Source organism: Methanorbis furvi (assembly GCF_032714615.1).
Lineage (GTDB): Archaea > Halobacteriota > Methanomicrobia > Methanomicrobiales > Methanocorpusculaceae > Methanocorpusculum > Methanocorpusculum furvi.
Genome location: NZ_JAWDKA010000004.1, coordinates 174,660 through 194,926, shown reverse-complemented (window position 1 = coordinate 194,926; position 20,267 = coordinate 174,660). Strand labels below are relative to the sequence as shown.

The following is a 20,267-nucleotide window of genomic DNA, read 5'->3' as shown; positions in this document are numbered from 1 at the left end:
CTGAAAAGAAGGGGTTTAGTCCTTCTTTACTTCGTAGTCTGCATCAACCACGTTGTCGTCACTCTTGCCGCAGTCGCCGCTGCAGTCAGGTCCGCATCCTTCGCCAGTCGCACCCTGCTGTGCCTGCTGCTCCTGCTGGACCTTCTGATAAATCTTCGAGGTCACCGCAAACACAACCTCCTGCAGAGCATCCATCTTTGGTTTGATCTCCTCGGATGCCGCATCCTCTTTGGCGAGAACCTCTTTCAGCTCTGCTGCTGCTGCCTCAATCTTCTCCTTGTCTTCGGCATCGATCTTGTCAGCGGTCTCTTTATCGTTCACGAGTTTTTCTGCGGCGTAGACAGCGTTGTCCGCATTGTTGCGGAGTTCAATCTCCTCGCGGCGCTTCTTGTCCTCCTCCTCGTACTGCTTTGCATCGTTGACCATCTTTTCGATCTCATCATTCTTGAGATCCTTTCTGCCGGTAATCGTCATCGACTGCTCGTGACCGGTACCGAGATCCTTTGCCGAGACATGGACGATACCGTTTGCATCGATATCGAACGTAACTTCAATCTGCGGCATTCCGCGTGGTGCCGGAGGGATACCGGTCAGCTGGAACTTGCCGAGGCTGAAGTTGTCGCGGGCGAACTGACGCTCTCCCTGCACAACATGGATCTCAACAGAGGTCTGGTTGTCTGCTGCGGTGCTGAAGATCTGACTCTTTCTCGTTGGGATGGTGGTGTTTCTCTCGATGAGTTTGGTTGCAATGCCGCCGAGAGTTTCAATGCCGAGGGTCAGCGGGGTAACGTCGAGAAGGACAACATCCTTGGTCTCTCCGGTAAGGACTGCTCCCTGAACTGCCGCACCAAGAGCGACACACTCGTCAGGGTTGATGTTCTTGTCAGGCTCTTTGCCGAGAAGTTTACGGACCGTGTCCACAACTGCCGGTACACGGGTTGATCCTCCGACGAGAAGCACGTGGTCGATGTCAGATGCGTTGAGGTCAGCATCACGAAGTGCCTGCTTGACCGGTTCGACCGTTTTCTGTACGAGGTCGTCGATCAACTGTTCGAACTTTGCTCTGGTCAGGTCGATGTCAAGGTGTTTTGGTCCGGACGCGTCTGCGGTGATGTAGGGCAGGTTGATGTTTGCCTTCTGCAGAGACGACAGTTCGATCTTTGCCTTTTCTGCTGCATCCTTTAACCGCTGGGTAGCGACCGGATCTTTTCTGAGGTCAACGCCCTCCTTCTTCTTGAACTCGTCTGCGAGGTAGTCGATGACTCTCTGGTCGAAGTCGTCACCGCCGAGACGGTTGTTTCCTGCGGTCGACTTGACTTCAAAGAGTCCGTCGTCCAGCGTCAGGATGGATACATCGAAGGTTCCTCCGCCAAGGTCGTAGACAAGAACGGTGACTTCGTTCTCCTTTTCAAGACCATATGCGAGAGCGGACGCGGTTGGTTCGTTGATGATACGAAGGACTTCAAGGCCTGCGATTTTTCCTGCGTCTTTGGTTGCCTGACGCTGTGCGTCGTTGAAGTATGCGGGAACGGTGATGACCGCTTTCTTGACTTTTTCGCCAAGGTAGGACTCTGCATCGACTTTGAGTTTCTGCAGGATCATTGCGGAAATTTCCTGCGGTGAGAACTTTTTGCCGTCGATGTCGACTGCGTAGTCAGTTCCCATGTGACGTTTGATTGAGCTGATGGTGCGGGTCGGGTTGGTGATTGCCTGACGTTTTGCAACGTTTCCAACCAGCCGTTCGCCGTCTTTGGAGAAGCCGACAACTGACGGCGTAGTTCTGAATCCTTCGGAGTTTGCGATAACGATCGGGCTTCCGCCTTCCATGACGGCGAGACAGGAGTTGGTTGTTCCAAGGTCGATACCAATTACTTTGCTGCTGATTTTATCTGCCATTGATTTCACCTGTGTGATTTTTTATTGTTTTCCAGCGGAGACTGCGACTTTTGCGTGACGGAGAACTTTGTCATGCATGAGGTAGCCGCGTATTGCTTCATCCACGATTACTCCTTCGGGGGCATCTGAAGGGATGTGGGCGACTGCTTCGTGATTGATTGGATCAAACTTTTTTCCTTCGGCATTCATTGGTTCTACACCGTTGCGGGAAAGGACAGCAAGATACAGTTTGTGTATCTGTTCAAGTCCGGCCCGGAGATCGTCGTCACCACCTTTGAGTGCACGTTCGAAGTTGTCCAAAACGTCAACCATGTCGCGGGCAAACTTTTCGTTTGCATACCGAATGGTATTTTCTGCGTCACGCTGATTGCGTTTTTTGTAATTTTCAAACTCTGCGACGAGACGGAGATACCGATCGTTTGCTTCGTCACATTTTTTGGTGAGTTCTGCGATCGGATCAACCGGAGTCTCTTCAACGGTAGTCACCGGAGTTTCCTCTTCCACCGGTTTTGGATCTTCCGGGGCTGCTGTTTTTTTCTCCATGGTAATTACCTGAATACTTGTTACGACTAATTATTTGTATTGCGGTTCTATATAAACATTTGTTTTGTGAGATATTATGGATATTTGGCAGTTCGAGAAAAGAAGTTGTTTTGTGAGAATTTTGGAAAATTCAGATCTCTATAACAGTTACCAAAGGTAAGGGGGCGCAGAGGGTTTGTTATGGTTTTGGTTTGTCGGAGTTTTCCTCGGGATCTTTTTTGCGGTAGAGTTTTATGAGTTTCCAGCAGAGGATAGCTAAGGCAACTGCGGTGGTGACCGGGAAAAGGAAGCGAAGGCTGCCGCGAAAGATGTTGACATATTCTGCCGGGATTGTCTGAAGCGGAGAGCCTTCGTATGCATGCATTTTGAGGATGGCGGTGTCGATGATCGGCATGCCGTAGGTTTCAAAAAATGAGCTGAGGAGAACGTCAGTTGCGAATATTGCAAGAAAACAGCAGGTGGCAACTGCTATCCAGAGCCTTTGAATCCTTCGTCCCATGATTTTTTTCTCGGTACTGTTTGTGTATAATCGTTCTCTTGGAAAAGGATTTTGTTTGTGAGCGCTGCTCCGCCCACGGAAAAACGGAGCACCCGGAAATATCACGGAAAAATAAACATCACGGAGCAGACGTGAACATCACGGAAATGAATTGTTTTTGAAAATATTCGCCACCGCGTAAACTCTATTGAAATAATTATTTTTGGAGCCGTTATTCATTTCCGTGCTGTTCACGTCTGCTCCGTGATGTTTTTCTGTGAAATTTCCGTGTGCTCCGTTTTTCCGTGGGCGACTCATAAGTAAACAAAAGTTCACCCTGCCGCGAGGTTTTATCACCGCATGCGTTCAACATTAGTACTGCATGACCGAAACGGCATCCCACAATATGACTGATTACGAGGAAACCTACTCCACGTTTTCTATTGCCGTGCCGGAGTATTACAACTTCGGATTCGACGTAGTCGATGCATGGGCGAAAAAAGATCGAAACAAGCTCGCCATGATCTGGACTGATCAGAAAGGCAAGGAGAAGTACTTCACCTTCCGCCACATGATGAACCTGTCCAATCAGATTGCGAATATGATGTTCAAGCAGCATATCGGCAAAGGCGATCGCGTAATGATTATGCTGCCGCGGGTTCCGGAGTGGTGGACCTTTGCGCTTGCAGCAATTAAAATTGGCGCTGTATTCTGCCCTTCCCCCTGCATTCTCACTCCGCACGATCTGAAGTACCGTATTAATCAGGGCAAGTTCAAGATGATCGTGACCGACTCTGAGAACGCGTGGAAGATTGAGGAGATCCTCCCCGACTGCCCGACGCTCTCGGTAAAGTTTATGACTGACGGCGGACTGCCCGGATGGATAAACTATCAGACCGAACTTGTTCATCCTGCCCGTGCTTCAACCAGACTTATTCCACTGGCACGCACTGTCCGGACGAAGGCGTCTGACCCTATGCTGATCTTTTTCTCGTCCGGGACGACCGGTGAGCCGAAGATGGTTTTACATACGCACTCCTATCCGCTCGGCCACATTGTGACCGGCAGGTTCTGGTATGATTTAACCGAACGCGATCTGCATTTCACGGTGGCTGACACCGGATGGGGCAAATCGTCGTGGGGCAAGTTCTACGGGCCGTGGATGGAAGGGGCCTGTGTGTTTGTCTATGATTACCGCGGAAAGTTCAACGCAACCGAACTTCTGCCGCTGATCGAGAAGTACGAGATCACAACATTTTGTGCACCGCCCACAATTTTCCGCATGCTGATACTTGCGGATCTGAAAGGTTTTGACTTCTCCGAGCTCCGCCAGTGTGTGTCTGCCGGAGAAGCGCTGAACCCTGAGGTGACGCGTGTCTGGGAGGAGGCTACCGGTAAGACGATCTATGAGGCGTACGGTCAGACCGAGACGGTCGCAGTTATTGGTACATTCCCCTGCATGCCGAATAAACCGGGCTCGATCGGCAAGCCTGCGCCCGGATGGTGTGTTGAGCTGCATGATGACGAAGGAAATGAGGTGCCGACAGGCGAAGAAGGCAAGATTGCGATCAAGACGAAGGATCCAAAGCCGGTCGGTCTCTTCAAGGAGTATCTGGATAATCCCGAGGCAACTTCGTCGGTGTTTGTGAACGGCTGGTACTATACCGGTGACAAGGCGGTGAAGGATGCGGACGGTTACTTCTGGTTCATGGGCCGCGATGATGATATCATTAAGAGTTCCGGGTACCGGATTGGCCCAAGCGAGGTGGAGTCTGCGTTGATCGAGCATCCTGCGGTGAAGGAGTCGGCAGTTGTCGGCAGTCCTGATGCTATCCGCGGTGTGATTGTGAAGGCGTTTGTGATTTTAAAGGATGGATGGACTCCATCTGATGAGCTGGTGAAAGAGCTGCAGAATCATGTGAAAAAGACGACTGCTCCGTACAAGTATCCGCGTTCCATTGAGTTTGTGGATGATCTGCCGAAGACGATTTCCGGAAAAATCCGGAGAGTGGAGCTTCGCGAACGTGAGATGCGGCGCTATCAGGAGCTGCACCACGGCGACTCCGAGTAAGGAATTTTCATAACTTTTTTTTGAAAGATCTTTATTTGCATTTGTTGTCAGATTCTGTGTGCCCATATAGAACATCAGTATTTTTTAAATTAGTCCAACTCTGAAAATTAGATGTGGATGTTTTTAGACAACTTCTGGACTCACATTATTCTCTCTGATTAATCTCAGATTACATTTTTCTGAATTACTATACGATGTGTAAATATTTTTTTTTCATGCTTATATTGCGAATTTTCCGAGCCCTTTTGTACTTAATGCAATTTTCTCTTCTGACAAATTAATACTAGTAATCATTGCAGGGCATGTTTCACCAATTTCAAATTCATTATATATATTTTCAATGAAACGGAAATCTATTTCTGAGATATGTATCAGACCAACTATGTGTTCGTCAAGATCAACAAATATACCGTACGGAAGAATTTGCTTAATGACAACATCAACTGTCATCCCAACCTCATACAAAGACGATACTGTCTCAGCCCAAGAGCCAATTAATGGTGAGTAGTCTTTATGCTCTATATCTTTTGTTTCTTGTGGAAAACGTGATCGTAATAAATTTTTTAACTGATTTTGGTGATTTGGTACTTGGGTTTTAAATGGTTCAGGTAGTTCTGTATGACTCATGTATGAGCAAATTTTTAGACCATATCTTATTTTTTCTGAAGTCTGTTCTTCTTTCCCTAATTCATAACATATTTTCATAATCTGAATTAATGCCATTCGAACATTGTGTTTAACTGCAGGTATTGCCTTATAGTTTGTATCTTGTTGTATATGTTCGAATAATTTCATCCCGTATTCAGTAAATGTGGTATTGAGAGACCGATATTTCAATTTGAAAGATTCATATTTTCTGAGATTAAGGTCGTAATCAATACAATATCCTACTCCAAGGGCAAAAAATGCGAGGTTATTGGGGTCAGTTTTATCGTGATTTGTGAAAAAACGACGTATTGTGAGGTCCGCTTTGGTTTTATCATTTAATGTGGTCTTATCATCCCCTTTTCGTGCCCATAAATAATAGATGTAGATTCGGTGTATATCTGCATCATCTGAAAAATCAGAAATATATTCTTCTAAGATAACAATGGCTCGATCCAGAGATAATCTAGAATTACTCAAATAATCTGCAAGATTTTTTAGTGCCGTTTTTCGAGTTTGGATTGGATATGTTTTGGTATTTAGGATATGACGATACTTTTCAGTTGTTTCTTGTTCATTTCCCAGAGGGCGGCTTTTATCTGCTTCACAAAGAAGAGCCTCTACTACACTTCCATCGATATTTTTTCCTCCCAAATTCTCAATCATACTTTTAACCATATTGCGGAACGATTGAGGGCATGCGTTATAATGTTCAAGCATAATGTCGCGTAATTCTGTGGAGTATATACGACCCGAACTTTCGCTATATGGTTCGATAATCCGTTGATCTTCAAGTTCAGATACTCCTTCATCGAATTTGTCGTCATCTGGTATCACTTTAGATAAACAAAATTTCAACACGTCGTATCTAAATGTTAAATTTTCATCAGCAAGTGTTGATAATGTTACAAAAATATGTTTTGCATCATTACTCAAGTAATTATATATACGGCCATAGAGGAAATCTTTAGCATTACTGTCGTCTTTCAGATTGAGAAATTCTTCTTTGTAGCCTCTCTGAACATAGAGATGTGCAAATTGATAAATAAAGATTGGTCTTCCTGATGTAGCGGAATAAATTTTTTGTATTATTTCTTTATCGGAAATTAGTTTTTGAATACTATCATAATGTTCAGGGTACTCTTTTTGTACAACTGATTTCAAAAATGTTTTTGTCTTATCTAAGTCTAATTCATTACTCGGGATAGACTCTCCAAGAATGAATCTTTTATTTCTTGTAGTGATTATTACTTTATGATAATTAATATCTAGTGTGTTTATAAATTGCTTTATTTTTGCCTTTTCGAAATCGTCAAATGTCTCGTAATCATCAATAACTATAAGTATCTTATCATCAAATGATCGTATTTTTTCTTCATAATAACTCAGTAAATTTTCTTTCTCCTCTGAAATGGGATTCTCTGTTCCATGTATTACTTCAATAATTTTATTTAATATCTCCGAATATTTGTATGTTATATCAGATTCGTTATTGGTATCTATTTTACCGGTTTTGGTATTATATTGTCTGTCTTTCGCCGAAATAAATATAATATATGAAAATGTTTTATTTGTATCATTAAATAGATTGTTGCATATGCTTTGTATACATGCTGTTTTTCCAACACCACCATGGCCCCATATTGTAGCTGAAACTGATGCGCGATTTTTTTTAAGAAAATCCAATACAAGTGTATTTATTCCAACATCTATGTATTGAAAATAATTATTTTTAAAATTACTCATTAGTGTTCCATTAGAGCTGCGGCGTCGTGTATCCTCTATTTCAGAAATACAGATCAATTCTGGAAAATTTATAGTAGTTTTGCTATCTTCGCTTTCACTAAACAAATGACACATCTTAGATTTTCCAAGAAGTTTTTCTTGAAGAGAGCTGAATAAGTGGATATGAGAGCTTCTCGTAATATGAATAAATGGGGATATTTTGCAATATTTTCCATTTATACATATGTATGTTCTTGGAAAATAACTCTCTTGAGTTTGAAAACAATCTGCCGCACAAGACCATCTTTCTCCTTCCCCATTTCTGTCATATGGAAATCTAACTCCTTTATATATCTCATTCATTTGATTTTCAACAACAATTAAATCATATTTTTCTTGTAAAAAAGGAACTTCTGCGTATAAATTGTCATACAAAGGAATTAATGCGGAAGCAACGTCATTCCCCATTGCATATCCGTGCCCTATTTTGCTATTGCGCAAAGATGGATAATTATTTAGAATTTCTATACTAGATTTTTTGCTAAATACTTCTTTATTGAGATCTAAAGTTCGAATAGCTTCAACAACATGTCCAATGGATAAATTACTCAGATCTGAAACTATTTTTTTTTGCTGTGCGGCGGGAATTTTTTCGATATTTTTCCAGAGATACCCTAAACATAAAAATAAGCTGTATTCTATTCGCATCCGCAAATGTATAATATAGTCGTATGTTGTGGGGTCAGATATACTTATCTGGTTGTTTAATTTATTTATTATGTAATCCATTTTTCATCTTTATAATTATGGTGTTGTGATGTATATGTTTTTTCCCATAATCTACTTGCAGGTGTACATTTTATTTATTCCTATTTGCGATATATCAGCATGAGATACGCCTTTAGGTGTATCTATTGAATTTATATGGTATTTCTATTTATTATTCATAATTTTTTTATGAATTTCAGAAAAAAATACTAAAATAGGAGTTACGCGGTGTTTCTTTCCTCGTGAAATCTGAATAGTTCACCGGCCAACTCTTGCATTTTACTGAATACTGCCATTCTTGCTGTCTTCATCTTTTGTTGGAACATTGATATTCCTCTCCTTGTTCGTATCCACTCCATTCGTATAAACGCCCTGATTGCCATTTGTATATGTGCTCTCTGTGATCTTTGTGTTCTTGCCTGGCACCGTTCTACTCACAATATCGTTTGAGATTTCGATGATATTTCTGGATCTTGAAGGCATATACTGCATATATTTGTCTGGTTTTCTCCTCTAAATTCAAAATATCTTTTGCCCAAAACTGAACTCCATTTCCATCATCACCCCGATGAAACACCTTCACCATTCCGCAATCTTTGAGATGGACGACACATCCTCCATTCGGGATGCAAATCTCATGAATTTGCTTGTTACCAAACTTATCAGGATTTACCTGACGATTTTTCTTCAGTCTGGTAAGAAAGTGCCAACCCAATCTTCGAACAAGGTGAAGATTGTCAACACTTCCATACCAGCTGTCAAAGAGGACGCAATCAGGATTGAGGCCTCTTGCAGCAGATTCTCTCAACATATCCTGGAAATGATCATTTTTGGTTTTTCCATCGCTGTCCTTGTGATAAATACGAAAATCCAGAGGATATGTGGAGATACCATCAGTCCAGACGGGTGTTACCAGACTTATTCCCTGAAACATTTTGTGATGTTTGTCGCTCCAATGAATGCCAGTGGGACTGATGGAGCGCGAGTGGGGCTTGTCCAAAGTAGAGTCGTCAATGATGTCAGATAACCGCCAGTAAGAGACACAAAGGGGCCAACATCCTTCCACAAAGCCTCAGTGTGTTGAGGAGTACGTTCTTCCAGAAGGCGACCGAATGAGTCATGATATGGGTGACGGGAATCATAGTGAAGACAACGTTCAGCTTCACAGCAGCTGAAACTACAATATTCGGAGATGAGAAAATGGATGTAATCCAGATCGGTTGTCTTAGAGCGGGTCATACAAGAGAGACTGAATGAGGAAAGAGTACAACTCCAAAGTACCTCAAGGTTGCGGTTCGAAAACACCGCGTAAGTCCTATAAAATATATTGTACATGTTTGGCATATTGCATTGTATTTCACTGGTTTCACATATGAATATCATCGTATTTCATATATAAATATAGTAATTCTTTTTTCCCCAATCTGTGTGGATATTAGTATCTCTCTGCAATCTCTATATGGTGCAAATAATATCTGAAAAAGTATGTGATGCCACAAAAAGATTTATTCGTTGCAGGACAGCACACCGAGATGGGCGCAGAGAACTACTAAATCTTTTTGTGGTATCACAGAATACTCGCCGCAAACGAACTCACTCTTCCGTAGCATCCCATCCTCGTAATCAGCATATTGTTTACCCCGAACGTTCCAAGGCCCGCAAGCACCGCAAAATGCCGGTGAGACCAGCGCTTATGAGGATCTCCTCGGCAAACCATGCGTCACGAAAAAAATCTCCCCAGACAACACTCAACACATTCTGAATCAAACAACCATTTATTGCCGGACCCCCAACTACATACGCACGGAAATATTCATGGAAAAAATCCTCTACATAGAAAATATCGCGAACGAAACCGAGGTCAGATCACTTTTTCTGATCAAGCGTGCTGATCTCCGCAGCAAACACGGCGAACAGTTTCTCTACATGACACTCGCTGACCGGACCGGAACAATCGAGTGCAAAGTCTACGGCAATCGTGTAGCAGAAGCCGCACGGGCGGTAAAAACCGGAGCTGTCTACGCAGTAAACGGTGTCGGCAAAACAAAACAGACCGGCGAGCTGTACATATTTTCCGATTCAGAGCAGACGCTTGAGTCGCTGATGAACGAACCGGTCACCCTGATGAACGGCCAGGCCACCGAGTTCATCTTTACGCCGGCTGACATCAAAGGCAACGCAGCCGAACTGCAGAAAATTGTTGCAGGCATCATCAACGGAGACCTCAGGCTGTTTGTTGCCTGCTGTCTGGACCAGAGATTCTATGAATGCCCGGCAGCAATCCGCCGCCATCATGAATACACCGGCGGGCTCTGCGAACACTCCCTTGAGACGGTAAAGATCGCACTCAATCTGGTCGAAACAATGCCGAGGACCGAGATCAACCGCGACATGGTCATTGCCGGAGCGGTTCTGCATGACATCGGAAAAATATTCTGCTTCGACAAAGTCGGTTACGGCTACGTGCCCAACGACACCTACAACTTAATCGAACACATCACCATGGGAATCATGTTCATCGATGAGTACAAAAATCTCATCTCCGAATCCCAGCTCTTGCAGCTCCGCCACATCATCCAGTCCCATCACGGCATCTACGGCGATGTCGTGCCGCTCACTGCCGAGGCATGGCTCGTGAATCAGGCCGACGGGGCGAGTTCCATGCTCAGGAGCATTGTGGATGATCTTGCCGAGACGCCGAAAGGCCAGAAAAAGAAGGGGCTCCGCAGCGAAAAGTTCCTCTGGAAAGCAGTCTAACCCCTCCTTTTTTCAAAATACCGGATAGGGATGCAAAAATACTCCCATATACAGTGTTATTCGGTGATTCGGCCGTTCACCCCCTCCGGACGGGGCTTTTGCAGACGATCAAACACCCTGCCCGATGTTTTCAGAGCCTTATTTGCCCTCTATGAGTCCCCATAAAATAGAGTCAGTAAGATCATCAATTAATTGGATTTTTGCGGCGGAATCATCAAAACGTCCCGGTCATGCATCTGGAATAGGGCACAAACCTGAAATCTGATCAAAGGATGCCCTCATGCGCCATTCAGACAGCTCTGTTTCCGCATCATAAAACAAGTAATATTTCTTACACACATTGCAACTTTATTTGATCACAAATAAATACTCGTTAGATCAATTATTTTTGATGCACATTATGGAAGGGTATCTACCCATCGAATGGTGCGTGCTGTGGGCTCTGCTCTCGGCACCTTGTGTTATGTACGGCCTGTGGAGAATGAAACAGATGATACAGCAGGACAGACGCGTTCTTCCTTTGATGGCTGTCTGCGGGGCATTTGTTTTCGTACTTTCTGCACTCAAAATTCCGTCAGTTACGGGGAGCTGTTCTCATCCTACGGGAACCGGTCTGTCCGCCGCATTCTTCGGCCCATGGATAACTTCGGTTCTGGGAACCATCGTGCTGGTCTTTCAGGCAATTCTTCTTGCGCACGGAGGCCTCACGACGCTGGGAGCAAATGTGTTTTCGATGGCAATTGCCGGACCGTTTGTTGCATGGATCGTGTTTGTGGGTTTGAGAAAAACCGGCAAGGTTGGTCTCGGTCTTGCGGTGTTTGTGACTGCTGCGGTTGCAAACCTTGTGACCTATACGGTTACTTCACTCCAGCTTGCTCTTGCGTTCCCTGCTGACGGCAGCATTCTTTCGGCATTCATTGCGTTTGCGGCAATCTTTGCAGTCACCCAGATTCCGCTCGCGATCATTGAGGGTATCATCTGCGGTCTTGTGGCGAAGTACATCGTTCGCGTGAAGCCTGATATTCTGAAAGGACTCGGCGTTATTGGTGATGAAGAGATCGCAAAAATTCAGGGTGAGGCAGCATGAACCGGGCAACGCTCGAAATTATTCTCGGTATTGCAGTCATTGTGATCTTTGTTGTCGGTACTCTCATGCTGATTCCTTCCGGTGGCGAGGGAGAGGAGGGTTGGGGTGGAGCTGACGGCGGAGCTGCTGATATGATTGACAGTACGGGGTATGAACCATGGTTCAATCCAATCTGGGAGCCGCCAAGCGGAGAGATTGAGTCGCTGTTTTTCTGCGTACAGACTGCGATCGGGGCGATTATTGTGGGCTACTTCTTCGGATACTGGAGAGGGGCGAAGGGCAGAAAAGAGAGTGAGTGATTCGATAAACTACTCACCGACTCACTTTTTCGAAACGCGAATGACGCGAATAAAAAATCACCAATGGCGATTTTTAGAAAAGTACTCATTTTTTTATTTTAAACAGGAGTTACCTGCATCACGTTGAAAAATAACTCTTCTGAGGTCATGCGTCACTTCACAGAATCACACTGTGTAACTTCTCTTTGAATAATCGTCATTGATGATTTTTTTTATTCGCGCTATTCGCGTTTGAAAATCATCAAAGCATCCTGATCCCAAATGCTTTTCTTACTTCGCAACTGATACGAATGAAATTAGTATGTCCCCTCATCTCATCTCCGAGTTTCGTCAGCGTTTTGCCAGTTCAGGTATGACGCCTGATCTCGTCCGCGATTTTCAGGACGAAGTGATGGAGTTCTACGAAGCAAAAGGGCGGCATGAGATGGAGTGGCGATTGCGGTTTGATCCGTACCGGATTGTGGTATCTGAAGTCATGCTCCAGCAGACGCAGGTACCACGGGTTGCAGTGATGTATCCGAAGTTCATCGAAAAGTTTCCTGACTTCGCCGCACTCGCAGCAGCCCCGCAGACCGAACTGCTTTCCGCATGGCAGGGAATGGGCTACAACAGTCGTGCCTTGCGGCTGCAGAAACTCGCACGGCAGGTAACAGATGAATACGGCGGCGTTCTGCCGGAGGATCCGGAACTGCTGGAAAAACTTCCGGGAATTGGCCCGGCCACTTCATGCTCAATCGCTGCATTTGCCTTCAACCGCCCGGTCGTGTTTATCGAGACCAACATCCGCCGTGTCTTCATCCACTACTTTTTCGCTGACGATTTCGTCGTGGATGACCGCGATATTCTCCCGCTTGTTGAAGCATGCCTTCTACCGGACCGCTCACGCGAGTGGTACTGGGCATTAATGGATCTTGGAACTGCTCTTAAGACCTCAGTGCCGAATCCGAACCGTCGGAGTCGCCAGTATGTGAAGCAGTCAGCCTTTGAAGGCTCCGACCGGCAGGTGAGGGGGGCGGTTCTCCGGGCACTTCTTGCATGCGATGGAAAAAATATTGAAGAGATTGCATGTTCGGTGGGAGAGTCGGGCGAGCGTGTTGAAAAAATTCTTGGCGAGATGTGTGATGAAGGATTTTTTGTTCGGGAAGAGAGTGGCTGCTATCGGGTGCAGCGGTAAATTTTTTTTTTTGAGTTCGCAAAAATATCCCACTGCTATTTTTCGAAAAAATCGACATGTCCATAAATTCGTTTATTGGAAACCAATCTTCGGCATTGATCGTAGCTCCGCCCACGATTCGCATGTCTTCGGCCTGCTCACTGCTTCGCAGGAAAAACGGAAAACACAGAAATAAAAACATCACGGAGCAGACGTGAACATCACGGAATCCGACAATTCATTTCCGTGGTGTTCACGTCTGCTCCGTGATGTTTTTTCTGTGAAATTTCCGTGTGTTCTGCTTTTCCGTGGGCGGAGCTACGATCGCGAACAGTGTTTGCCAATAAACGAATTTATGGGCAAAGATCCCAAAGCATCGCAATACTAATCTCTCTCCCGTGTCAACGTTTCTATCAACAAGGAGATGTCATGACCAACCTTCCCATTCACAATTTTCTACTTCATCACGCAAAAAAACAGACCGTATCCTTCCACATGCCGGGACACAAAGGCTCTGCCATCTACAAACGATTCGGCTTTGAGCCCTTCCTTCAAAAAATCATGGACTGCGACATCACCGAAATCCCGGGCGCAGACAACCTTTTTCAGACCGAAGGAATCCTCAAAGCCGCACAGGAAAACTACGCAAACCTCTACGGCGTAAAAAGATCCTACCTCCTCATCAATGGAACAAGCGGCGGCGTAATCGCCGCCATCATGGCATCAGTTCCCAAAGGAAAAAAACTGATCATGGCCAGAAACTCCCACAAAGCCATCTTCAACGCACTCGTTCTTGCAGACATCCAGCCGGTCTACGCATATCCGGAGATGATCCACGAGTACGGCATCTCAGGAGAAATCACCGCACACGAAATCGAACGATGCATCAGAGAAAATCCTGAAGCAGAAGCAGTCATCCTCCCCTCCCCCAACTACTACGGCATCTGCTCTGACATCCGGGCAATCGCAGACGTCGTCCACGCCCATGGAAAAATCCTCATCGTGGATCAGGCGCACGGAGCTCATCTCAAATTCTTCCGGGATGCCGGATGCACCGACATGCCGGAATCTGCCGAAGAGCAGGGAGCAGACATCATCGTCAACTCAGTTCACAAAACACTCGCCTCCTTCACCCAGAGCGCAGTCCTCAACCTCAACTCAGACCGTGTAGACCGCTACACCCTCGAAGACAAACTTCAGATGATCCAGTCAACCAGCCCCTCCTACCTCCTCATGGCCTCGCTTGACATCAATGCCGCAATTCTCGACCAGCACAAAGATCAGCTGATGCATGAATGGCATGACGCTCTCCTCTACTTCTACAAAGAGGCGGGAAACATCCCCGGGCTTGTTGTGATCGGCAACCCCTTTGATGCCAAAGAATCAATCAATCTCGACATCACCAAACTCAACCTTGACATGAGTGATGCAGGACTCGACGCCGCAGAACTTGAAGAACTCCTCATCGCAAAAGGAATTTACGCAGAACTCACAACCGGCAACATCCTCATGTGCATGACCGGAATCGGCAACACCAGACAGCATATGGAGCGGCTGATTGCCGCTCTTACTGCAATCAGCCGCGAACATACTGGCACGGCCAGAACGCCAAAAAAATCCGTCAACACCGTGTTTGAAGAAAAACTCGAACTCTTCCCTATCCCCAAAAACAAAGAACGCATCCCTCTCGAACAGGGTGCCGGACGAATCTGTGCATCATCCATCATCCCCTATCCGCCCGGCATCCCCTTCATCTGTCCGGGAGAAAAACTCACCGAACAGGTCATCCTCTACATCAAAACCCTTCGTGAATCCGGTGAAAAAGTAATCGGCGTCAATGAACGCGGTGAAATCACCGTTGGGAAATAATTTTTCTTTTTTTCAGTGATTCAGGACAGCTGAGATTACTTTTGTATGCGCGAGAGAGTTTTTGAAAAAATGTTCTGCCAAAAACCATTTAACCCCCCCCGTGTCATGGATGGGGAATTGGGGTTTTCAGGGGGGTATTTGAAGTCCAAGTAAAACGTCCGAAAGTCCATAAATCAGGCCATAGGCCTTTTATTTCAAGGGACACCTTTAAGCCGTGAGGGCGGCAACATGAATATGTAATCTCGGCGCAGTGAATTCTGCAGAGTAAGATTGCCTGTAAATTCATACTATCCTATTCCAAGTGGGGGTGTGGTCTATGGGTCAGAGAAACACAAACGACGTCTTAATGGAACCAACGGTATTCGAAACCTTCGAAAGCAACGTGAGATCGTACTGCAGAAAATATCCGGTTATCTTCTCGAAAGCCAAAGGGTCAGTACTGATCGATCAGAGTGGGAAAGAATACATTGATTTCCTCTGTGGAGCAGGAAGCTGCAACTATGGTCATAATAATGACTATATCAAGGGAAAAGTTGTTGAATATTTAATGGGAGACGGACTTCTCCACGGCCTTGACATGTACTCGATCGCAAAAGGCGAGTTCATTGAGTGTCTGGAGAGAGAGATTCTCATTCCGCGGGGATTTGACTATAAGGTCCTGTTCCCCGGGCCGACCGGCACGAATGCTGTCGAAGTCGCACTGAAGATTGCCCGGAAAGTGAAGGGCAGATCGAATGTGCTTGCCTTAATGGGCGGCTTTCATGGTATGTCGCTTGGCTCGCTTGCGTTAACGACCGAGAGGTCGGCACGCGATGCCTGCGGGGTCGCACTCGGCAATGTGACGCATGTTCCGCATCCGTCGATGATGCCGGGATTTGATACGATCGCCTACATCGATATGCTGCTGAGCGATGACCACAGCGGTGTGGACAAGCCGGCCGCAATAATTCTTGAGTCTGTGCAGGGCGAGGGCGGCATTAATATTGTGTCGAACGAGTGGCTCCGCGATATGCGGGCGCTGTGCGATAAGCATGATATGCTGTTGATCCTTGATGAGATTCAGACCGGTTGCGGCAGAACGGGTTCGTTCTTCTCGTTCGAGCGTGCGGGTATTGTCCCTGATATTGTGGTGATGGCAAAGTCGCTCGGCGGTATTGGTATGCCGTGTTCGATTGCTCTCGTGAAGCCTGAGTATGATGTTCTTCTGCCGGGCGAACACAACGGGACGTTCCGCGGGTTCCAGCTGGCGTTTGTTGCCGGAAAGGCAGCAATCGAGTACATGGTGGAGCATGGTCTTGAGGCCGAGGCGGTTCGCAAGGGAAGAATTGTCGAGGAGTATCTGGCAGCACGCCTGCGGCAGATTGATCCTGCCCTGACGTTCCGCGGTCTTGGTCTGATGTGGGGTATTGATTTCGGGGCGTATCCGTGCGGAACCACGCAGCAGATCAGAAAGACATGCTTTGAGAATGGTCTGATTCTTGAGCTGTCGGGCAGAGAGGATACGGTTGTGAAGATCATGCCGCCGCTGGTGATTGAGGATGAGCAGCTTGTTCAGGGCCTTGAGGTGCTGATGAAGGTTATCTCTGAGACAGTGAATCCGGCAGGAATGGTTCCGGCATCACAGAGTGATATGATAAAACCGGTTGTCTGAGTTTTTTCTTGGGACTCTGACCCGTTTCTTTTTTTTTGAAAAAAAATTCATCCAAAAATAATTTCACCAAAAAAATATTTCAAAAAATCCCCTCTCTCACACTGCCTTGCCCATCTCGTACGCCTGCCCCATAGCCGGAAGTTTCTTGATGTCCCCAACTGCCACCGCTCCGGTACCATAAATCACACCCATCTCCTTTGACTCAGGCAGACAGTCTGCAAAACCGCGGAAGCACTCGATCGTCCGTTGCATATTTGCAACCTCCGTATCCGCAGCAGTCACCATAAAGTACAGTTCTTTTCCGCGAACCTCAGTGAATCGTGCATACACACGATCGATCAGCGTCTTCATCTGGCCATTCAGCGTGTGGAAGTAGACCGGACTCGCAAGAACAATCACATCAGAAGAAACAAGCTTCTCCAAAATCTCAGCCATATCATCATCCTGAATACACTCGCCCGCATTCGTCTGGCAGTAATCACATGCAGTACAGAACCCGATTTTTTTATCACACAAAAAGATCTTCTCTGCAGAATGTCCAGCCTCCCTTGCACCGCGAACAAACTCATCACACAAAACATCCGAATTTCCGCCTTTCCGCGGAGTTGCCGAAATAACCAGAACCTGTTTCATACCATCAGCTCCGACGCACCAAAAAAATCGGCGCATCTTCTGAAGTATACTTTTTGCAGGTATGCCACATATAGATGGTAGGAACATATTTGTCTTATTCACACACAAATGATACTAATGGACAATATCCCTCCAAACGCCAAAAAACAAAAATACATCTGCGGAATTGACGCAGCCCTTGACATCATCGGAGGGAAATGGAAAGCCCACATACTCTACGCCTTAATGGACGAAACACTCAGATACAGCCAGATCCAGCCGGCCCTTCCAAGAAAAATCACCCAGAGAATGCTCACCAAAGAACTCAGGGACCTTGAAAAAAGCGGACTTGTCACCAGAACCGTTTACCCTGAGATCCCTCCCAAAGTAGAATACTCACTCACCGACAAAGGCAGATCAATCATGCCCATCCTCGACCAGCTCTGTACCTGGGGAGGAGAAAACATCACCGAAGAGATCGAGATCATTTGTAGCTGAACATTTCTGAGTCGTTTTTTTTCGATCAGGTTGGTGTTGCAGTACGTTTCCGCTCTGCCCACGGAAAAACGGAAGGCGCGGAAGTCCACAGAAAAACATCACGGAGCAGACGTGAACATCACGGAAATGATTTATTTTCTATCGAACGGGTTGTAGAGATTACTCATCGTTCTCACGCAGACGAGAACACCACAAAAATAAATTATTTTCTAATTCCGTGATGTTCACGTCTGCTCCGTGATGTTTTTCTGTGGACTTCCGCGTCTTCCGTTTTTCCGTGGGCGGCTCATAGACAAACTCGGAGACGACTCAAAGACAAACTCAGAGGCAACCCAAACAACAACACTACCCCCTCTGTGAACACACACCTTAATTGCATGAACATTCTATTATAATAGATGCAGATCCAAACCGGACCTGCTCGAACCCCGTCTTGGGGAGGTGTGTATGAACAAATCGCTGAACACAAACCTCACGGAGGAGATAGTCCCGTGACCAAAAAAAGCATCATCCCTTTCATCTCGGCAACTATCGCCGCATTTATCATCTATCTTGTATTATCTGTCGGCTCCGCAGGCCCTACCAACTCAATCCTGCTCTGGTCAGTATCAGAGCTCGTAATCGGGCTAATTCTTTCGATTATTACCGGGCTGCTATGTCTCAAACTCTGGCAGGGCAAACGCTACGCCATGGCTAACCCGCTTCGCTGGCTGCTGCTTGCAGTCTATATCATTCCGTTTGTAATCGAACTGATTATCGCCAACCTCACCGTTGCCTGGAAGATCATTACTCTCAAAAACATCAGACCCGGAATCATCAAACTCAGTCCCGGACTCAGCACTGATGCCGGAGCACTCCTGCTCTCAACCTCCATCACCTTCCAGCCTGGAACCGCCACGGTTGACGTCAACGAACAAACCCGCGAACTCTACATCCACTGCCTTGACATCGGTGACGATCCGGCAGAAATCCGCGAACCCGGTAATATTTTTGCCAAACTCAACCTTGTTAAATGGATTCGGAGGATCACCGAATGATGGACATTGACATCTTCATGATAGCCTCAATCATCTTCGTCCTCCTCATCTTCGCATGCGGAATTCGGATGTGGCTGGGCCCGACCAACGCTGACCGGATGCTCGCACTTGACGTCATCAACGCACTCGTTGTCATCATCATGATCATCCTCTCGATTCGGTTTGCCCAGCCGGGCTTCATCGACGTTGCAATCGTGTACGCCCTGCTCTCCTTTGTTGGAACACTCTATGTCGCAAAACTCATCAGAGGTGACCTCGAATGATTGACGAAATCATCATCCTCTTCATCGTCATATCCATAATCTTCAGTGTTCTCGGTGTTATTGGACTCTTCCGGTTCCCGGACTTCTACACAAGAATCCATGCCGCAGGCCTGGTTGGAAGCTTTGGTCTCCTCTTCGCAGGACTTGGCGTCCTCCTCTACGCATACACATTATATGCCGCAGGAGACGAAGCATGGTTCAACTACGGAGCACACGTGCTGCTTGCCTTAATCATCGTTGTTGTCACCGCATCAACCTCGACCCATGCAATCGCCCGCAGTGCATACCGCTCGGGAAACACGCCGAAGATTCAGATGGACGCCCTTAAAAAGGACGAACACAAAATGACCGCACAGCAGGAGGCACGAAAATGATCGAACTCTTCCCTGCAAGCTACGTCATCTTACACATTCTCTTCCTTGCAGCAATGATTCTCTGTGCGATCGCCGTCTTTTTCCTCAAAGATCTCATCGCAGCAGCAATCGCATTTGCAGCATTCAGTTTCCTGCTCGCTCTCGAGTTCTTCATCCTGCAGGCACCTGATGTTGCAATCGCAGAAGCTGCCATTGGTGCAGGAATCTCGACTGCAATTCTCATCATTGCCATCCGTGGAACAACCCGCGAGGAGAGTGAATAACATGGCACGCTGTTCGGTACCACCAAAACTTGCCATTTTCCTCGTGATTGCAATAACGCTGATCCTGCTGTTGCCGGCGTTCGGCCTCTCGTTTGGCCACCCGCTTACTTCGAACACGGATCAGTACTACATCGATCACACGCAGGTTGACACTGGATCAAACAATGCGGTCACCGCAATCGTCTTCGACTTCCGTGGATTTGACACGCTTGGCGAAGCAACCGTTCTCTTCATCGCCGTCTTAGGCGTATCAATGTTCTTCAGGAGGAGACACTAAC

The 20,267-nt window shown here is 46.4% G+C and carries 20 protein-coding genes; 13 read left to right on the top strand and 7 right to left on the bottom strand.

Annotated elements, in window-relative coordinates; genetic code table 11:
- Positions 1-15 precede the first annotated feature (15 nt).
- The 3 genes from dnaK to McpAg1_RS04875 all read right to left on the bottom strand — a co-directional run bounded on the left by dnaK (position 16) and on the right by McpAg1_RS04875 (position 2,938).
- Positions 16-1,896, bottom strand: a complete 1,881-nt coding sequence (gene dnaK, locus McpAg1_RS04885; protein WP_338094177.1) for a molecular chaperone DnaK — start codon at positions 1,894-1,896, stop codon at positions 16-18.
- Between the two features lie 21 nt (positions 1,897-1,917).
- The gene (locus McpAg1_RS04880) at positions 1,918-2,439 is read right to left on the bottom strand and encodes a nucleotide exchange factor GrpE (RefSeq protein WP_338094176.1); all 522 of its coding nucleotides are present in this window, start codon (positions 2,437-2,439) and stop codon (positions 1,918-1,920) included.
- A 178-nt stretch (positions 2,440-2,617) separates the two neighbouring features.
- A complete protein-coding gene (locus McpAg1_RS04875) occupies positions 2,618-2,938 on the bottom strand; it encodes a hypothetical protein (RefSeq protein WP_338094175.1) in 321 nt (106 codons plus the stop codon).
- Between the two features lie 361 nt (positions 2,939-3,299).
- Here McpAg1_RS04875 and McpAg1_RS04870 point away from each other — a divergent pair, with 361 nt between their 5' ends.
- Positions 3,300-4,988, top strand: a complete 1,689-nt coding sequence (locus McpAg1_RS04870; RefSeq protein WP_338094174.1) for an AMP-binding protein — start codon at positions 3,300-3,302, stop codon at positions 4,986-4,988.
- 219 nt (positions 4,989-5,207) lie between these two features.
- On the opposite strand, the gene McpAg1_RS04865 is transcribed toward McpAg1_RS04870, so the two are convergent.
- The 3 genes from McpAg1_RS04865 to McpAg1_RS04855 form a co-directional block, all read right to left on the bottom strand.
- Positions 5,208-8,066, bottom strand: a complete 2,859-nt coding sequence (locus McpAg1_RS04865; RefSeq protein WP_338094173.1) for a S1 RNA-binding domain-containing protein — start codon at positions 8,064-8,066, stop codon at positions 5,208-5,210.
- A 490-nt stretch (positions 8,067-8,556) separates the two neighbouring features.
- On the bottom strand, positions 8,557-9,192 hold the full coding sequence (locus tag McpAg1_RS04860) for a transposase (RefSeq protein WP_338094172.1): 636 nt from the start codon (positions 9,190-9,192) through the stop codon (positions 8,557-8,559).
- 501 nt (positions 9,193-9,693) lie between these two features.
- The gene (locus McpAg1_RS04855; protein ID WP_338094171.1) at positions 9,694-9,843 is read right to left on the bottom strand and encodes a hypothetical protein; all 150 of its coding nucleotides are present in this window, start codon (positions 9,841-9,843) and stop codon (positions 9,694-9,696) included.
- Between the two features lie 98 nt (positions 9,844-9,941).
- Here McpAg1_RS04855 and McpAg1_RS04850 point away from each other — a divergent pair, with 98 nt between their 5' ends.
- From McpAg1_RS04850 to McpAg1_RS04825, 6 genes are all read left to right on the top strand, one after another.
- Positions 9,942-10,883 carry an HD domain-containing protein gene (locus McpAg1_RS04850; RefSeq protein WP_338094170.1) on the top strand — a complete coding sequence of 314 codons (942 nt, stop codon included), beginning with the start codon at positions 9,942-9,944 and terminating at the stop codon, positions 10,881-10,883.
- Between the two features lie 391 nt (positions 10,884-11,274).
- A complete protein-coding gene (locus McpAg1_RS04845; RefSeq protein WP_338094169.1) occupies positions 11,275-11,970 on the top strand; it encodes an energy-coupling factor ABC transporter permease in 696 nt (231 codons plus the stop codon).
- On the top strand, positions 11,967-12,269 hold the full coding sequence (locus McpAg1_RS04840) for an energy-coupling factor ABC transporter substrate-binding protein (protein WP_338094168.1): 303 nt from the start codon (positions 11,967-11,969) through the stop codon (positions 12,267-12,269). The genes McpAg1_RS04845 and McpAg1_RS04840 overlap by 4 nt, the downstream gene beginning before the upstream one ends.
- Positions 12,270-12,570: 301 nt before the next feature.
- Complete coding sequence (locus McpAg1_RS04835) at positions 12,571-13,443, top strand: HhH-GPD family protein (protein WP_338094167.1); 873 nt, start codon at positions 12,571-12,573, stop codon at positions 13,441-13,443.
- A gap of 408 nt (positions 13,444-13,851) precedes the next feature.
- The gene (locus tag McpAg1_RS04830; RefSeq protein WP_338094166.1) at positions 13,852-15,291 is read left to right on the top strand and encodes an aminotransferase class I/II-fold pyridoxal phosphate-dependent enzyme; all 1,440 of its coding nucleotides are present in this window, start codon (positions 13,852-13,854) and stop codon (positions 15,289-15,291) included.
- A gap of 316 nt (positions 15,292-15,607) precedes the next feature.
- Positions 15,608-16,942 carry an aspartate aminotransferase family protein gene (locus tag McpAg1_RS04825; RefSeq protein ID WP_338094165.1) on the top strand — a complete coding sequence of 445 codons (1,335 nt, stop codon included), beginning with the start codon at positions 15,608-15,610 and terminating at the stop codon, positions 16,940-16,942.
- A 96-nt stretch (positions 16,943-17,038) separates the two neighbouring features.
- Here McpAg1_RS04825 and McpAg1_RS04820 read toward each other — a convergent pair whose 3' ends face one another.
- Positions 17,039-17,575 carry a flavodoxin family protein gene (locus McpAg1_RS04820; RefSeq protein ID WP_338094164.1) on the bottom strand — a complete coding sequence of 179 codons (537 nt, stop codon included), beginning with the start codon at positions 17,573-17,575 and terminating at the stop codon, positions 17,039-17,041.
- Between the two features lie 117 nt (positions 17,576-17,692).
- Here McpAg1_RS04820 and McpAg1_RS04815 point away from each other — a divergent pair, with 117 nt between their 5' ends.
- The 6 genes from McpAg1_RS04815 (at position 17,693) to mbhE (ending at position 20,266) form a co-directional block, all read left to right on the top strand.
- Positions 17,693-18,052, top strand: coding sequence for a winged helix-turn-helix transcriptional regulator (locus McpAg1_RS04815; RefSeq protein ID WP_338094163.1), 360 nt, complete (start codon positions 17,693-17,695; stop codon positions 18,050-18,052).
- A 491-nt stretch (positions 18,053-18,543) separates the two neighbouring features.
- Positions 18,544-19,089 (top strand): Na+/H+ antiporter subunit E, encoded by a 546-nt coding sequence (locus McpAg1_RS04810; protein WP_338094162.1) that lies wholly within the window; start codon positions 18,544-18,546, stop codon positions 19,087-19,089.
- Complete coding sequence (locus McpAg1_RS04805) at positions 19,086-19,352, top strand: cation:proton antiporter (protein ID WP_338094161.1); 267 nt, start codon at positions 19,086-19,088, stop codon at positions 19,350-19,352. Before McpAg1_RS04810 ends, McpAg1_RS04805 begins: the two co-directional genes overlap by 4 nt.
- A complete protein-coding gene (mnhG, locus tag McpAg1_RS04800; RefSeq protein ID WP_338094160.1) occupies positions 19,349-19,726 on the top strand; it encodes a monovalent cation/H(+) antiporter subunit G in 378 nt (125 codons plus the stop codon). The genes McpAg1_RS04805 and mnhG overlap by 4 nt, the downstream gene beginning before the upstream one ends.
- Positions 19,723-19,989, top strand: a complete 267-nt coding sequence (locus tag McpAg1_RS04795) for a hydrogenase subunit MbhD domain-containing protein (protein ID WP_338094159.1) — start codon at positions 19,723-19,725, stop codon at positions 19,987-19,989. The genes mnhG and McpAg1_RS04795 overlap by 4 nt, the downstream gene beginning before the upstream one ends.
- Position 19,990: 1 nt before the next feature.
- Complete coding sequence (gene mbhE / locus McpAg1_RS04790) at positions 19,991-20,266, top strand: hydrogen gas-evolving membrane-bound hydrogenase subunit E (RefSeq protein WP_338094158.1); 276 nt, start codon at positions 19,991-19,993, stop codon at positions 20,264-20,266.
- Position 20,267 lies beyond the last annotated feature (1 nt).

What these genes read in the sequence shown, in the direction of transcription:
- McpAg1_RS04870 (WP_338094174.1), top strand. Translation starts at nt 3,300, where the DNA reads ATGACCGAAACGGCATCCCACAATATGACTGATTACGAGGAAACCTAC.
- McpAg1_RS04865 (WP_338094173.1), bottom strand. Translation starts at nt 8,066, where the DNA reads ATGCGAATAGAATACAGCTTATTTTTATGTTTAGGGTATCTCTGGAAA.
- mnhG (WP_338094160.1), top strand. Translation starts at nt 19,349, where the DNA reads ATGATTGACGAAATCATCATCCTCTTCATCGTCATATCCATAATCTTC.
- McpAg1_RS04875 (WP_338094175.1), bottom strand. Translation starts at nt 2,938, where the DNA reads ATGGGACGAAGGATTCAAAGGCTCTGGATAGCAGTTGCCACCTGCTGT.
- McpAg1_RS04835 (WP_338094167.1), top strand. Translation starts at nt 12,571, where the DNA reads ATGTCCCCTCATCTCATCTCCGAGTTTCGTCAGCGTTTTGCCAGTTCA.
- dnaK (WP_338094177.1), bottom strand. Translation starts at nt 1,896, where the DNA reads ATGGCAGATAAAATCAGCAGCAAAGTAATTGGTATCGACCTTGGAACA.
- McpAg1_RS04805 (WP_338094161.1), top strand. Translation starts at nt 19,086, where the DNA reads ATGATGGACATTGACATCTTCATGATAGCCTCAATCATCTTCGTCCTC.
- McpAg1_RS04825 (WP_338094165.1), top strand. Translation starts at nt 15,608, where the DNA reads ATGGGTCAGAGAAACACAAACGACGTCTTAATGGAACCAACGGTATTC.
- McpAg1_RS04855 (WP_338094171.1), bottom strand. Translation starts at nt 9,843, where the DNA reads ATGGTTTGCCGAGGAGATCCTCATAAGCGCTGGTCTCACCGGCATTTT.
- McpAg1_RS04820 (WP_338094164.1), bottom strand. Translation starts at nt 17,575, where the DNA reads ATGAAACAGGTTCTGGTTATTTCGGCAACTCCGCGGAAAGGCGGAAAT.
- mbhE (WP_338094158.1), top strand. Translation starts at nt 19,991, where the DNA reads ATGGCACGCTGTTCGGTACCACCAAAACTTGCCATTTTCCTCGTGATT.
- McpAg1_RS04850 (WP_338094170.1), top strand. Translation starts at nt 9,942, where the DNA reads ATGGAAAAAATCCTCTACATAGAAAATATCGCGAACGAAACCGAGGTC.
- McpAg1_RS04880 (WP_338094176.1), bottom strand. Translation starts at nt 2,439, where the DNA reads ATGGAGAAAAAAACAGCAGCCCCGGAAGATCCAAAACCGGTGGAAGAG.
- McpAg1_RS04840 (WP_338094168.1), top strand. Translation starts at nt 11,967, where the DNA reads ATGAACCGGGCAACGCTCGAAATTATTCTCGGTATTGCAGTCATTGTG.
- McpAg1_RS04815 (WP_338094163.1), top strand. Translation starts at nt 17,693, where the DNA reads ATGGACAATATCCCTCCAAACGCCAAAAAACAAAAATACATCTGCGGA.
- McpAg1_RS04795 (WP_338094159.1), top strand. Translation starts at nt 19,723, where the DNA reads ATGATCGAACTCTTCCCTGCAAGCTACGTCATCTTACACATTCTCTTC.
- McpAg1_RS04845 (WP_338094169.1), top strand. Translation starts at nt 11,275, where the DNA reads ATGCACATTATGGAAGGGTATCTACCCATCGAATGGTGCGTGCTGTGG.
- McpAg1_RS04830 (WP_338094166.1), top strand. Translation starts at nt 13,852, where the DNA reads ATGACCAACCTTCCCATTCACAATTTTCTACTTCATCACGCAAAAAAA.